Genomic DNA, 14,099 nt, shown 5'->3' on the forward strand with positions numbered 1-14,099 from the left:
AAGTGTTTCCTGAGTTGCCTCAGCCGCAATCCACTCTGCCCGTGCAGGCATCACCTTTACCGTTTTCAGTATAGCACGGTTGCGGTCCTGTTGCAGAAAACTTGTCATAAACTGTCGGTGCCCATGTCATGAATTGCACACCGGGATGGCACAGGTGAAGCGGAACCAGCGGTCGCGGCAGCTGACCGTATACTCTGCGCCGTACTTGCGCAGCACCTCCTGCACATTGGCAAAGCCCATGCCGTGGCCGCTCTCCTTTTTGGTGGTGCCGGGCAGCTTGTTGTCCTCCAGATCCAGATCATCCTGCACGCGGTTGCGCACCGAGAGCAGGTACTCCTCCGGCGTTTTGCGGATGCGCACATGCACCTCCGGCGGCAGGGCCTGCGCTGCGGCACGGATGGCATTGTCCAGCAGATTGGACAGCACGATGACCATGTCCATGCCATCAAAGGGGATCTCCTTGAGGTCGCACAGGTCAAAATAGACTGTCACACCCTTTTGGGCCGCTTCTTCGTACTTTTTGCTCAGGATGGAGTCCAGCAGCGGGTTGTGGGTGTCCATGATGGTGGTGCCCGCCGCCACCGTTTTGCTCACGCTGGCAATGTAGGTCTGTGCGCCTTTCAGATCCCCCTGATCCAGCAGGGCAGTAAGGGCTGTCATGTGGTTGGTAAACTCGTGGGTCAGGCGGCGCTGCTCCGTGTAGGAATCCAGCAGTGCTTCGGCACGCTGCTGCTCCAGCTGAGCACGGTAGCGGGAGTTCTGCCGCTGCACCACCTGATCGTTGAACATCTGCACGATGGCGATATGCACCAGCACCGCCACGCTCATGCCAAAGGTGAGCAGCATGGTCACCAGGGTGGCGGGCTGCCGGGTCCCTGTGACCATCAGCACAATGTTCAGCACCACAGCCACCCCGGGGAAAAAGGACATCACCAGCGCCTGCAGCGGCTGCAAAGCACACTTCTGGTTCCAGCTATACAGGAAATGCGCAACCGCTGCGCCCACGATGAAGTTTGCGGCGCACAGCGCAATCAGGCAGCCGGGGTGCTGCCATGCTTCGCCGGTGCGCACTCCTGTGAACCAGGAGTAGGTATAGTTGACCGTGTTCTCCACCAGCAGGCACATGGTGCCGTTGATCAGGCAGGCCGTGAGCTTATCCGTCATTGTTCCGCCAAACAGCTGCGCGGTAACGAACAGATACAATACATTGAGCAGAATGGCCTGCACATTGAAAAAGGGCATTTCTGTCGCGAATGACAGGCAGAGCTGCCCCATACACAGCAGCTCTGCCCACAGCACCGGCCAGCGCAGTTTCCCCCTGCCAAGGTAGGCCCATTCTACCATAATAAAAGCATTCGCCTGAGCCAGACAGACCAGATGCCCGAGCAGCGCCTCTGTGAACACCTCACTCATCGACGTACTGCCCCTTCCATTCCAGATATGCGCTGCGGATAGCGGCATAGCCCGCGCGGCTGATGCTGAGTTCCACCCCGTTTTTCAGCGTCATCTTATAACTGCGGATGCCGCACACATATTTCATGTTGACCACATCGCTGCGGCTCACCTGCAAAAAGCCGTTCTCGTACAGCATCTGCGGCAGGTCGGCAATTTTGCCGTAGTAGGTGCAGATGGGCTGGCGGGCAATGTCGCCATAAACGTTGATCTGGCGCAGGTCGCTTTCCAGATAATAGATCTGATCCAGCGGGATCTCTGTGGCAGCGCGGTTGTGGTGCACCGTCAGGGTCTTGCGCTGGTCGGTCAACTCGGCCAGCAGGTCGTCCAGACAGCTGGGCAGGGTGTGCACAATGTCCCGCTTGAGCAGGTAGCGGTATGCATTGACCGTATAGCCCTCCAATGCAAATTCCAGATAGGCCGATACGTATACCAGCTTCAGCCCGGGGCATCTCTGCTTGAGCTGGCGCCCCAGCACCATACCGTTCACGCCGGGCATGTCCACATCCAGAAACGCCAGCTGGTACAGCTCCAGCTCCGGCGTTTCCAGCGCCTGCCCCGCGCTGGTGCAGACGGCAGTCTGTACCAGAATGCTGCGGGCCGCAAAGTAAGCGGCCACATATTCTGCCATACGGGTGCCAAAGGCCGCATCGTCATCACAGATCAGAATGTGCATTCCGGAGAGCTCCTTTCTTCTGCAAAAAGCCCCTCTTATTTATGGAATAAGAGGAGCCTTTCGTTAACCTGCTTGCCCTCTCAGCCAGACCCTTTCGGGTTTGCCAGCTCTCCCAAAGTAGGAGCCTTTGGCAGTCCATGCAAAGTGCATCTTTCTGTCCGGTTTTCTCCCTTTGGAAGAGGCGTCACCGAAGGTGGCGGAGAGGTCGAAGTCATTTATTTACGCAAAAAATTTATCGTAGATGCCAAAGGCAAAGATGAACAGCACAATGACCGGCAGCACATAGGTCAGGTAACCGCGCATCCAGTCGTGCATCTTGAGGCCCTTGCCGGTGTTGACTTCCTTTTTATAGTTGTCCCAGCCCCAGCCGTAACGGGTAACGCAGAACAGCAGATACACCAAACTGCCCAGCGGCAGGAACAGGTTGCTGACGAGGAAGTCTTCAAAGTCCAGCACAGCGCCGCCGAACACCGCAAAGCCGTCCCATGCCCAGAGGTTGTAGCCCAGCACGCAGGGCAGCGAAAGCGCCGTGATGAGCACAAGGTTCACCAGACTGGATTTTTTGCGGCTGCAGCCGGTGAGCTCCATGCCGCAGCAGATGATGTTCTCGAACACGGCCAGTACGGTGGAAAGCGCTGCAAAGGCCATGAACAGGAAGAACAGGGAGCCCCACAGACGGCCCAGCGCCATATTGGCGAAGATGTTGGGCAGGGTAATGAAGATCAGGCTGGGGCCGCTGGTCTGGTCCACGCCGTAGGTGAAGCAGGCCGGGAAGATGATAAGACCGGCGGTGATGGCCACAAAGGTATCCAGAATGACGATGCGGACGGACTCACCCAGCAGGGAGTGCTCCTTGTCGATGTAGCTGCCAAAGATGGACATTGCGCCGATGCCAAGGCTCAGGGTGAAGAAGGCCTGATTCATGGCGGACACCAGTGTGTTGACCACGCCTACCTCTTCCATCCGCTTGAAGTCAGGCACAAGGAAGAAGCTCAGGCCCTCCTTTGCACCGGGCATGAACAGGCTGTTGACGGCCAGCACCACCATGATCACCAGCAGAGCGATCATCATGACCTTGGTCACGCGCTCAAGGCCGTTCTGCAGGCCCTTGGCACACACAAAAACGCCCAGCGCCACAACAAAGACCATCCAGAAGGTCATAACACCGGGGTCTGCCAGCATTTCGGTGAACTTACCGGCCACCTGATCGGCGTCCAGACCCGCCAGCTTGCCGGCTGCGGTCATGTAGAAATAGTGCAGCATCCAGCCTGCTACGGTGGTGTAGAACATCATGAGCAGATAGCAGCCCACGAGGGTAAGATAGCCGTGGATGTGCCACTTCTGGCCCGGTTTTTCCAGTGCCTGATAGGCCCGCACCGGGCTCTTGCGGGAAGCACGCCCCACCGCAAACTCCATCGTCATAATGGGCAGGCCCAGAATGACCAGAAAGAGCAGGTAGAACAGCACAAATGCGCCGCCGCCGCCCTGACCGGCAATATAAGGGAACTTCCACACGTTGCCGATGCCGATGGCACAGCCTGCCGAAAGCAGAATGAAGCCCAACCGGGACTTCAGTTTTTCTCTTTCCATGATTCCAAAACTCCTTGTTTTCCGATCTGCTCCGCCCCGCCTTCATCAGGCCGGACAAAGCGTTGCTTTTGTATTATAGCACAAATTTGGTCGATGAACAGGTCTGCTTCAGAAAGATGAACTTTTGTTGTCAAAAGTATTTTTTGTATTTCTCGCATGCACAGCCTGTCCTGCCGCAGGGTCACGCAGCAATTTTTGTTGCAGGTGCGTCTGTTTTCGGTGCATTTGCGGCGGGCTGCAATTTTTCTCACCTGAAAGGTGAAGAGCTGACAGTTATTCATCTTTCCACCCAGCAGCAAAAAAGGGAGAAGCATCTTTGGACGCTTCTCCCCTTTACAGGTGTATTTACTTCCGCTTTTTAGGGGCATTACCCTTGCCCACCGGGCCGCGGGGGCGGCGCTCGGCAGCCTTGGACTGCACTGCGGCGCTGCGGGTCTGGGCGCGGCCCTTGGCGGCAGCGGCACGCAGACCGTTGATCTCCGCCTTGGTCAGCTCACGGTAGGTGCCGGGCTTGAGCATTCCCAGCTTCACGACACCCTCGGCGTTGCGCTTCAGACGTACCACCTCAAGTCCTACGGTCTCGCACATACGGCGGATCTCGCGGTTCTTGCCCTCTTTCAGGGTCATTTCCATGACGGTGCGGCCCGGCTCATCCGTAACAACGTTGATAGCACAGGGCATGGTCTTGGTCCCATCATCCAGCACGACGCCGCTGCTCAGCTTCAGGATCTGGCTTTCATCGGCGCGGGGCTGCACGGTGACGCGGTACAGCTTGGAGATGCCGCCGGACGGATGGGTGACAGCCTGTGCAAAAGCGCCGTCGTTGGTCATGAGCAGCAGGCCTTCGCTGTCCTTATCCAGACGGCCCACCGGGTACAGGCGGGCAGGGATATCGCTCACCAGCTCCATAACGGTCTTGCGGCCCAGCTCATCGCTGGCGGTGGTCACATAGCCGCGGGGCTTATACAGTGCCAGATAGTACATCTGCTGATCCTTGCGGATATAGATGCGCTCATCGTCCACATGCAGCACGTCGCGGTTGGGGTCCATCTTGTCGCCCACCTTGACGGGATGGCCGTTGACCTTGACGCGGCCCTCGGCGATGATCTGTTCGGCGGCACGGCGGGAGCAAAGCCCCTGCTCGGCCATGATCTTCTGAATACGTTCTTCTGCCATAATTCAAACTCCTTGTGCGCCTCCCGGCGCTCAAAATGCACACCTCTCCCCTGCTTTGGGGTGCGGGTGCGCCTGTATCAAAACTGTGAGTTGGAAGCTCACAGTTACGGCGATGATAGTTGGCGGTACATTTTACTTTTCAGCAGGTGCGGCTTCCGGGGTCTTATCGTCCTTCTTCACCATGGCGGCAAGCTTGTCCACCAGCTCGGGCAGCATGGTCAGCGCACGGTCGATGGTGTTGGAGGTGTCGGACAGCTGGATGGTGCGCACGCAGCCATCCTTGATGACCAGAAATGCCACGGGCTGGATGTTCACGCCCGCGCCGGAACCGCCGCCGAACAGATCCTTATTGGCAGCATTTTTGCCGTCAAAGTCGGTGCCGCCGGAGGCAAAGCCAAAGGAAACCTTGGACACCGGCAGGATGGTGATGCCGTCCTCGGTGGTAATGGGCTTGCCGATGATGGTATTGGAGTCCACCATCTGGTGGATCTTCTCCATGGTAACGTTCATCAGGCCCTGAATGGGATGTTCAGCCATAAAACAGTGCTCCTTTTTCATTCAATTCGGGCAGTGTGCCCGTGTCAGCACTCTTCTCCGCCTTGCGGCAGACAGAGCGGAAAACTTGCATTGATATTTTTATATAGTGTACCACATTTTACAGGAAGATGTCCAACACTTTTTTGCGCCAGAATTCGTACAAAACGCGCAGAGCCGCGATCACAATGAACAATGCCTGCGCGCTCACCCGGCAGGACACCCGGTCTTCTACCGTGGGCTGACTGCTGCCAAAGTCCGGCAGGATGCGCAGCTCGTCAAATTGCAGCCAGAGGAACCGATCCAGTACGCCCAGCACCGGATACAGCCACGCCTGCAGCTTGCCGTAATCGCGGGCCGCTGCAGCAGGGTCCTCCCCGCGCACGCCAAGGCGCACCTGTATTTTTGTGATGCGCAGGGCTCCGAACACCGCCTTCATCAGAGTGCCCGCACCCCGGAGCATGGTGCAGATGATCTCCAGCGTGATCTTTGTCTTTTTGCGCGGCTGGGCGGGCTTGTCGGCGGCGGCTTTTTTCCGGGCTTTTTCTTCGGCTTTTTTCCGCTTGCGCTCAGCGCGCCATGCAGCAAATTTTGCCTTCACTTTGCCAAAGCCCTTGGGCGGCTCCGGGTTTTCCGGCGCGGGCGGCGGCTCCGGCTTTGGGTACTGGAACACCGGGAAGGTGATCCCCAGTGCGCCGGCTCTTACGGTGAGCACACCGTGCTCCCAGCACAGATCCGCACAGAAGGGGCACAAAAGCAGCAGCACCACAAGCACCAGCACCGCCAAAAGCAGGATGCCGACAGCTTTCAGCACAAACAGCAGCACCGCGCCCAGCGCGGCGAGGAATGCTCCCATGCGTTACCCCTCACTTTCCTTCGATGCCGTGTCATTCTTTACTTCCGCGCCGTGCACCGGCGGCAGATCCGCCAGACTGGAAAGGCCGAACACCCGCAAAAAGGTATCCGTGGTGCGGAAGCTCACCGGCCTGCCCGGCAGGTCAAGACGTCCGGCTTCCTCAATGAGGCCCTTTTCCAGCAGACCGGACACACTGGACGAAGAGTCCACGCCGCGCACCTGCTCAATAAAGGCACGGGACACCGGCTGATTGTAGGCAATGACGGTCAGGGTCTCCATCGCGGCAGGCCCCAGCGGCACCGAGCGGCGGCTGTCCAGCAGGCGGCGGATGCAGTCGGCCCACTCCGTTTTCGTGGCAAGCTGCCAGCGGGTGTTCAGATGCAGCAGACACAGGCCGCTGTCCTCTCTGGTGTAATGCTCCCGCAAAGCTTCCAGCGCGGCTTCCACGCTGACCTGCGGCAGCTGTACCGCCTGAGCCAGCTTGTCTGCGCCAATGGGATCCCCACAGGCAAACAGCATAGCCTCCACGGCTGCACGGATCTGTTTCTGGTTCATTCTTTCTCCTTGTCACGTTGGATGCGGCCCCGCTGCATGGTCAGCTGGCCTTGTTCGTCCAACTTTACGCGGCCGCCGCGCACCAGCTCCAAAAGGGCCAAAAAGGTGGCCACGTTGGTGCTGCGGGTCTGCTGACGGCTGAACAGCTGGCTCATTTTTGCCGCTGTGCCGCTGATCAGGTGTCGCAAAATGTACACCACCCGGCTCGTCACCGACACCATGGGTGCCGTTACCAGCGGCTCAAACTGCTGCTGTGTGGGCTCCCTGCGCAGTTTGGTGCGGCCCGAAAGTGCAACCCAGTAGTCTGCCAGCACCTGTGGCGCATGGTGCAGGTCATAGGCGGTATCGAACTCCATTTCTGCAGGCGGGCGCACAAACACCGGCGCGGCCTCCGCTTTTTCGCGCAGCAGCGCAGCCATACGGCGGCACTGGTCGTACTCGATGAGCTGACCGGTAAACTCCTGCTTGAGCCGCTCGCCCTCTTCGCTGCGGGGCAAAAGCAGGTAGCTCTTCATTTCCACAAGCCGCGCAGCCATTTCAATAAAGGCGCTGGCGGCTTCCGGGTCGGGGTCTGCCTGCTCCACTGTACGGGTGTACTGATCGATCAGCTCCAGAATGGGGATGTTGTGCAGATCCATCTTATGTTTGGCCACAAGTGCCAGCAATAATTCCAGCGGGCCGTCAAAATCTTCCAGATGGAAGGTCAGTTCCTCTGCCACGCTCACACCACCGTCCCAAGGCCTGCGTAGTAGATGGAATACGCGATCTTATCGATGTATCCGGTGCCCTTGCCCAGCAGATCCCACACAATGTTGTTCAGATAGTACAGCGGCGTATCCAGCGCACCGAACCACACGGCGGCCAGCAGGGCGATCATGATGTAGCGCTCGTACCGCATCAGGCCAAAATACATCTGCCGGGGCAGCACCACCAGCAGGATGCGGCTGCCGTCCAGCGGCGGCACCGGGATGAAGTTGAACACGGCAAGGCTCACATTCATCAGCACAAGGTACTGCAGGAACATGGCAACATACAGGGTGGCATCGTTTACCGGGGCCCAGTAGTACATGAGCTTCCACGCCACCATGCCCACATAGGCAAGGATCATGTTTGCCGCAGGGCCTGCCAGCGCGGTAAGGGCCATGCCCCACTTCGGGTTTTTGAAGTTGCGGGGATCGGTGGAGACCGGCTTTGCCCAGCCAACGCCCGCAAACACCATGCACAGCGTACCCAGCAGGTCAAAGTGTACAAAAGGGTTCAGCGAAAGACGGCCCTGCCGCTTTGCGGTGTCGTCGCCCAGCAGCCACGCGGCCAGCGCATGGCCCGCTTCGTGGAAGGGGATGGCCACCAGTGCCACCAGTGCGCGGATGAGATAATAGATGCCCTGAGAGGTCATTCGATATTCCTGCCTTTTTTCATTATACCATATATAATACTATCTTTTTGCCCTGTACACAAGTCCCCGGCAAAAAACACGGATATTTTTTGAAAAAAGGCTTGCATTTTGCAGGTCAATCTGTTACAATAGTCAAGCTGATTATTTTGATTCCTTACTTCACTGCAGGAGGTGCAAGTACCATGGCTAAATGTGAATGCTGCGGCAAGGGTGTTGCCTTTGGTATCAAGGTTTCTCACTCTCATCGTCGTTCCAACCGTACCTGGAAGCCGAATGTCCGTCGTGTCAAGGCGGTCGTTGAGGGTTCTCCCAAGTACGTCTACGCATGCTCCCGTTGCCTGCGCGCTGGCAAAGTTACCCGCGCTGTCTAATTTGGTGTATGTGGCCGGTCACTTTGTCGAGTGGCCGGCTTTTTTTGTTGCTGTAAGGAGGCAAAACAAATGGCTCTGCCCAATGACCCCATCATGCTGCTGAGCGTGGTGAACCTGAAGCTGCGGGATTTTTACAAAAATCTCGATGCTCTGTGCGAAGATCTGGATGCCGACAAGGCAGATCTGTGCGCAAAGCTCAAAGCTGTGGGCTACGAGTACGACGCCCAGCGCAACCAGTTTGTGTGATTTTACCAGAAAGCTTTCTTTTGATCGCTAACGATCAGTGCCGGTGCGCAGCGACTGTGCTCGGGCTGGTGAATATAGAAACAAGGAGTGCTTGATTTATGATCCAGGGTACCTATTACAAAGAGTGGAGCAGTGTGCTGAACCGCGAAATGGAGTTCAAGGTGTATGGCAGTGCCGGTGTTCCGGTGCTGGCTCTGCCCGCCCGCGGCGGCCGCTTTTACGATTGGGAGAACAACGGTATGCCGGACGCCATCGCCCAGCTGCTGAACGAAGGCAAGGTGCAGCTGTTCTGCGCTGACAGCATCGATGGTGAGGCCGTGCTGAACGGCGATGCCCCGGTGCGCCGCCGGGCCGAGATGGAAGAAAAGTATTTCGTCTACCTTACCGCTGAGCTGGCTCCCCGTGTGCTGGCCCTGAACGGTGCCGCAAAGGGCACCCGGCTGTGGTGTGTGGGCATTGATCTGGGCGCTGTGCACGCGGTGAACTGCCGCCTGCGCCGCCCGCAGCAGTTTGCGGGGGCCATCGGCCTTTCCGGCATCTACGATCTGGCCCGCTTCTGGGGCAGCGAGAAGGATGATCTGGTACTGCGCTCCTCTCCCCTGCTGTATCTGGGCGAAAAGGGCATTGCCAACAAGCTGACTCTGGCAAAGGCCGAAGAAAACAGCCTGATGCTCTGTGCCGGTCAGGGTGCCTACGAGGACGATGCCAAAGCCGACACGCAGGCGCTGGCCGACCTGCTGCAGGCAGAAGGCCTGCCTGCACATCTGGAACTGTGGGGCGGCGATGTCTCCCACGAGTGGTACTGGTGGGGCAAGATGCTGGGCCTGTTCGTGCCGCGGATTCTGGAACAGTAAAATAGCATTTTAACCCTCTCAGTCATTGCTGCGCAACGTCAGCAAGACTGAGAGGATTCTTTTTTGTTTTGCTGTATACCCTGCTACCCTATTTGTGAAAATTTCAAATCCCTACTTGATTTATCGGATATGCCGTGCTATACTCACATTGTAAGTTATATACCCCATTAGGGTAAAGGAGATTTTTATGGATAACGAAAAAAAATCCTGCTGCTGTTGCGGTATGCCCGCCCAAACAGCCCCCGAGGCAGCTGCCGAAAGCTGCTGTCCCGCTGCAGCCGACACCGAAGGTGCAGCCTGCTGCCGCCACAAAGACCGCACCCCTGAGGAACACAGGGCCCTGCTCAACCGGCTCAGCCGTATCGAGGGTCAGGTGCGCGGCATCCGCGGGATGCTGGAAAAAGACGCCTACTGTGTGGACATCCTTGTGCAGGTGGCGGCAGCAAACTCCGCGCTGAACAGTTTTTCCAAAGAGCTGCTGGCACAGCACATTTCCACCTGCGTCGCTGACGACCTGCGCGCGGGCAGCGAGGAAAAGCTGGACGAACTGATAAAGCTTCTGCCAAAGCTCATGAAATAAAAAGCTCCTTTTACAAGCATACTGAACGCAGGAGTGAGATTTTATGGAACAATTCAATGTTACCGGCATGAGCTGCGCGGCCTGCTCTGCCCGGGTGGAAAAGGCCGTGAAGAAGGTGCCCGGCGTCACCAGCTGCTCGGTGAGCCTGCTGACCAACTCCATGGGTGTGGAAGGCACAGCATCCGACGCCGCCATCATCCGGGCCGTGCAGGATGCGGGCTACGGTGCCAGCCCCAAAAAGGCGGGGACGGCTTCGGCTGTGTCCGGCACCGGTGCCGACCTTGACGCCCTGACCGACCACGAGACCCCCAAGCTCAAGCGCCGCCTGATTGCATCACTGGGCTTTCTGCTGGTGCTGATGTACTTTTCCATGGGGCACATGATGTGGGGCTGGCCCCTGCCTCACTGGTTTGATGGCAACCACATTGCCATGGGCCTTGTGCAGCTCCTGCTGGCAGGCATCGTAATGGTCATCAACCAGAAATTCTTCATCAGCGGCTTCAAAGGGCTCATCCACGGCGCCCCCAACATGGATACGCTGGTGGCCATGGGCTCCATGGCAAGCTTTGTGTGGAGCACCTACGCCCTGTTCGCCATGACCCGCGCTCAGGTGGACGGCAACAATGAGCTGGTCATGCACTATATGATGGAGTTCTACTTCGAGTCGGCTGCCATGATCCTGACCCTCATCACGGTGGGCAAAATGCTGGAAGCCCGTTCCAAGGGCAAGACCACCGATGCCCTCAAGAGCCTGATGAAGCTGGCCCCCAAGACCGCCAACCTGCTGCGGGACGGTGCCGAAATGACGGTGCCCATCGAGCAGGTGCAGAAGGGAGACATCTTTGTGGTGCGCCCGGGCGAGAATGTGCCCGTGGACGGCATCGTGCTGGAAGGCAGCAGCGCCGTGAATGAGAGCGCCCTGACCGGCGAGAGCATCCCCGTGGACAAGGCCGAGGGCGATAAGGTAAGCGCCGCCACCACCAACCAGTCCGGCTTCCTCCGGTGTCAGGCCACCCGTGTGGGCGAGGATACCACCCTGTCCCAGATCATCAAGATGGTCAGCGATGCCGCTGCCACCAAAGCCCCCATTGCAAAAATCGCCGACACTGTGTCCGGTTTCTTCGTGCCTGCGGTCATTTCCATTGCTGTGGTCACCACCATCGTGTGGCTGCTGCTGGGCCGTGAGCTGGGCTATGCACTGGCCCGCGGCATTTCCGTGCTGGTCATCAGCTGCCCCTGTGCGCTGGGTCTGGCTACGCCCGTTGCCATCATGGTAGGCAACGGGTTGGGTGCCAAAAATGGTATCCTGTTCAAGACCGCTGCTTCGCTGGAAGCTGCAGGCCGCACCCAGATCGTGGCTCTGGACAAGACCGGCACCATCACCAGCGGCGAACCCAAAGTCACCGACATTCTGCCCGCTGAGGGCGTTTCCGAGACCGAGCTGCTCACCCTTGCCGCCGCACTGGAACGCAAGAGCGAGCACCCGCTGGCAAAGGCCGTGCTGGCCTGCACCGACGAGCAGAAGCTCGCCGCCCCCGAGGTATCCGACTTTACCGCGCTGCCGGGCAACGGTCTTGCCGCAAAAATGGACGGCGTGGAGATCTTTGGCGGAAGCGCGTCCTTTATTGGTACCAAAGTCACCGTGCCTGCACAGCTGCAGGAGAAGGCCGCAGCCCTCTCCGCACAGGGCAAGACTCCCCTGTTCTTCGGCGGGGCGGGCCGTCTGCTGGGCATCATTGCAGTGGCCGACACCCTCAAAGAGGACAGCCCCCGCGCCATCCGGGAGCTGCAGGCCATGGGCATCCGCGTGGTGATGCTCACCGGCGACAACCAGCGCACTGCCGACGCCATCGGCAGGCAGGCAGGTGTGGACGAGGTCATTGCAGGCGTGCTGCCTGACGGCAAGGAAGCGGTCATCCGCCAGCTGCAGGCCTACGGCAAGGTGACGATGGTGGGCGATGGCATCAACGACGCCCCGGCTCTGACCCGTGCCGACACCGGCATCGCCATCGGTGCAGGCACCGATGTTGCCATTGACGCGGCAGACGTGGTGCTGATGAACTCCCGTCTTTCGGACGTGCCTGCTGCCATCCGCCTGAGCCGCGCTGCCCTGCGCAACATCCACGAAAATCTGTTCTGGGCCTTCATCTACAACATCATCGGCATCCCGCTGGCGGCCGGTGTGTTCATCCCCTTCGGCCTGACCCTGAACCCGATGTTCGGTGCCGCCGCCATGAGCCTTTCCAGCTTCTGCGTGGTGAGCAATGCCCTGCGTCTGAATCTGTTCGATGTGCACAGCACCAAGCACGACCGTGCACCCAAAAACGCCGCTTCCCTGCCTGCTGCCCTCACGCAGCCCGCAGTGGATGAGAATAAAGAGAGTTTCATCAAGGAGGACACTGCTATGAAAAAGACCCTGAAGGTTGAAGGCATGATGTGCGGCCACTGCGAGGCCCGCGTAAAGAAGGCTCTGGAAGCCCTGCCCGAAGTGACCGAGGCCGTGGTGAGCCACGAGGCCGGCACCGCCATCGTCACCCTGAACGCCGATGTCGCCGATGACGTGCTGAAAAAGGCCGTTGAGGATCAGGACTATCCCGTAACCGGCATCCAGTGACCCAAACAGCCTGACCGCAAGCGAAAGACCGCTGCACGGAACATCAACGTGCAGCGGTCTTTTTGTGTTGGCCATGGAGCTCCCCGCACTGTCCGCTGCACCTCTTCTGCAGCTCTGCCACGGTAATGCAGCACACGGCAAAGGCCAGCAGCGCGCAGTCCAGCGGCACGCGGTGCATGACCGCCACCCGCCCGGACAGGGTGCTGAATGCCTGCACAACCTGCTCTGTCCCCGGCATCACCAGCCAGAACAGTGCCAGTGACAGGGGCAGATGCAGCACCCGCGCGGCCAGCAATGGCCCCAGTGACACCTCCGGCGGGCAGATGGTACGCACCTGCAAAAGCACCGAGGCTCCCTGCACGCTGAGGGCTGCACAGCAAAGGGTGCTGGCCCACAGTCCGGTGCGGGACGCGCAGTCGCAGCCGGAGCAAACCTCCAGCAGCATCGCGGGCAGCACCGACCAAGGTTTTGGCAGCAAAGCCTCCGCTCCCGCCGCCAGCAGCCGGAAATACAGCACAAAACCGCACAGTTTCAGGTACGTGACCGCTGCCTGCGCCACCACGGCATCCAGAGTGAGCAGTGGGATCTTCTCTGCCTTTGCGGGCAGGCACTGCCCGGCACCGCCCTGCATCCGGCAGAGCACCGCAGCCGTAAGATACCCCGCCAGCAGCTGGGCCGCAAACAACCGCACCCCCAGCGCCCGGCTGCCCAGCATCTGCTCTCCTACCGTGAGAATGACAAAGGACGGCCCGCTGCACACACAGGCGGGCAGCAGCGCCGACGTCTGCCGGGGCGTCAGCTGACCAGTGCGCACCGCCTGTGCCGCTGCGGCCGCTGCCGGTGCAAACCCGCCCAGAAAACCTATGAGCAGCACACTGCCTGCGGCCTTTGCCCGCACCCCGATGACCCGGGCTGCCGGCTGGAACGCAAAGCCCAGCAGCGGCCCGGCCCCGCAGCCCATGAGCAGCGCCGAAACGATGAGGAACGGAAACAGCGATACCAGCAGCGGCCCGCCGCAGAGCACAAGGCCTGCATGCAGGGCATCCGCGCAGCGCTGCGGTGCTACAAACACCAACACTGCCGTGAACATTGCCAGCGCCAGCAGCATTCCCTGCCGGAATTTGTGGGTTCGATTCATAAGCATGCCCTCCGCATCCATATATATGTAGCAGCGCGCCGCGGGCAGAACTGCGGGATGG

Annotated in this window: 16 protein-coding genes; 5 read left to right on the forward strand and 11 right to left on the reverse strand. The window is 59.2% G+C overall.

The genetic code is table 11. The features are described 5' to 3' along the window. Positions 1-126: 126 nt before the first annotated feature. From ACKXF9_RS11240 to ACKXF9_RS11285, 10 genes are all read right to left on the reverse strand, one after another. On the reverse strand, positions 127-1,413 hold the full coding sequence (locus ACKXF9_RS11240) for a sensor histidine kinase (RefSeq protein WP_418266235.1): 1,287 nt from the start codon (positions 1,411-1,413) through the stop codon (positions 127-129). Beyond that, entirely contained in the window at positions 1,406-2,128 is a 723-nt protein-coding gene (locus ACKXF9_RS11245; RefSeq protein ID WP_418266236.1) for a LytR/AlgR family response regulator transcription factor, read from the reverse strand. Before ACKXF9_RS11245 ends, ACKXF9_RS11240 begins: the two co-directional genes overlap by 8 nt. 219 nt (positions 2,129-2,347) lie before the next feature. Continuing rightward, entirely contained in the window at positions 2,348-3,718 is a 1,371-nt protein-coding gene (locus ACKXF9_RS11250) for a sodium-dependent transporter (RefSeq protein WP_418266237.1), read from the reverse strand. Continuing rightward, the gene (locus ACKXF9_RS11255; RefSeq protein WP_418266238.1) at positions 3,700-4,032 is read right to left on the reverse strand and encodes a hypothetical protein; all 333 of its coding nucleotides are present in this window, start codon (positions 4,030-4,032) and stop codon (positions 3,700-3,702) included. Before ACKXF9_RS11255 ends, ACKXF9_RS11250 begins: the two co-directional genes overlap by 19 nt. Positions 4,033-4,063: 31 nt before the next feature. After that, entirely contained in the window at positions 4,064-4,894 is an 831-nt protein-coding gene (locus ACKXF9_RS11260) for a pseudouridine synthase (protein WP_249238616.1), read from the reverse strand. 132 nt (positions 4,895-5,026) lie between these two features. After that, complete coding sequence (gene ytfJ / locus ACKXF9_RS11265) at positions 5,027-5,431, reverse strand: GerW family sporulation protein (RefSeq protein ID WP_249238615.1); 405 nt, start codon at positions 5,429-5,431, stop codon at positions 5,027-5,029. Positions 5,432-5,549: 118 nt separating this feature from the next. Then, on the reverse strand, positions 5,550-6,284 hold the full coding sequence (locus ACKXF9_RS11270) for a DUF2953 domain-containing protein (RefSeq protein ID WP_418266239.1): 735 nt from the start codon (positions 6,282-6,284) through the stop codon (positions 5,550-5,552). Positions 6,285-6,287: 3 nt separating this feature from the next. Next, positions 6,288-6,839: an SMC-Scp complex subunit ScpB gene (scpB, locus tag ACKXF9_RS11275; protein WP_418266240.1), complete on the reverse strand. Its 552-nt coding sequence runs from the start codon at positions 6,837-6,839 to the stop codon at positions 6,288-6,290. After that, a complete protein-coding gene (locus ACKXF9_RS11280) occupies positions 6,836-7,558 on the reverse strand; it encodes a segregation and condensation protein A (protein ID WP_418266241.1) in 723 nt (240 codons plus the stop codon). Before ACKXF9_RS11280 ends, scpB begins: the two co-directional genes overlap by 4 nt. A gap of 2 nt (positions 7,559-7,560) precedes the next feature. Continuing rightward, positions 7,561-8,235 carry a site-2 protease family protein gene (locus ACKXF9_RS11285; protein WP_249238611.1) on the reverse strand — a complete coding sequence of 225 codons (675 nt, stop codon included), beginning with the start codon at positions 8,233-8,235 and terminating at the stop codon, positions 7,561-7,563. Between the two features lie 182 nt (positions 8,236-8,417). Between ACKXF9_RS11285 and rpmB the strand changes: the two genes are divergently transcribed. The 5 genes from rpmB (at position 8,418) to ACKXF9_RS11310 (ending at position 12,900) form a co-directional block, all read left to right on the forward strand. After that, the gene (gene rpmB / locus ACKXF9_RS11290; protein ID WP_082210844.1) at positions 8,418-8,606 is read left to right on the forward strand and encodes a 50S ribosomal protein L28; all 189 of its coding nucleotides are present in this window, start codon (positions 8,418-8,420) and stop codon (positions 8,604-8,606) included. Between the two features lie 69 nt (positions 8,607-8,675). Next, entirely contained in the window at positions 8,676-8,852 is a 177-nt protein-coding gene (locus tag ACKXF9_RS11295) for a DUF4250 domain-containing protein (protein ID WP_097777911.1), read from the forward strand. Between the two features lie 98 nt (positions 8,853-8,950). Then, on the forward strand, positions 8,951-9,706 hold the full coding sequence (locus ACKXF9_RS11300; RefSeq protein ID WP_348583592.1) for an esterase family protein: 756 nt from the start codon (positions 8,951-8,953) through the stop codon (positions 9,704-9,706). 187 nt (positions 9,707-9,893) lie between these two features. Continuing rightward, positions 9,894-10,286 (forward strand): metal-sensing transcriptional repressor, encoded by a 393-nt coding sequence (locus ACKXF9_RS11305; protein ID WP_418266242.1) that lies wholly within the window; start codon positions 9,894-9,896, stop codon positions 10,284-10,286. 43 nt (positions 10,287-10,329) lie between these two features. After that, the gene (locus ACKXF9_RS11310) at positions 10,330-12,900 is read left to right on the forward strand and encodes a heavy metal translocating P-type ATPase (protein WP_418266243.1); all 2,571 of its coding nucleotides are present in this window, start codon (positions 10,330-10,332) and stop codon (positions 12,898-12,900) included. A gap of 43 nt (positions 12,901-12,943) precedes the next feature. Here the strand turns inward: ACKXF9_RS11310 and ACKXF9_RS11315 are convergent, their stop codons facing one another. Continuing rightward, a complete protein-coding gene (locus ACKXF9_RS11315) occupies positions 12,944-14,038 on the reverse strand; it encodes a hypothetical protein (RefSeq protein ID WP_418266244.1) in 1,095 nt (364 codons plus the stop codon). Positions 14,039-14,099: the final 61 nt, after the last annotated feature.

Source organism: Faecalibacterium sp. 9, assembly GCF_048320955.1.
Taxonomy (GTDB): Bacteria; Bacillota; Clostridia; order Oscillospirales; family Ruminococcaceae; genus Faecalibacterium; species Faecalibacterium wellingii.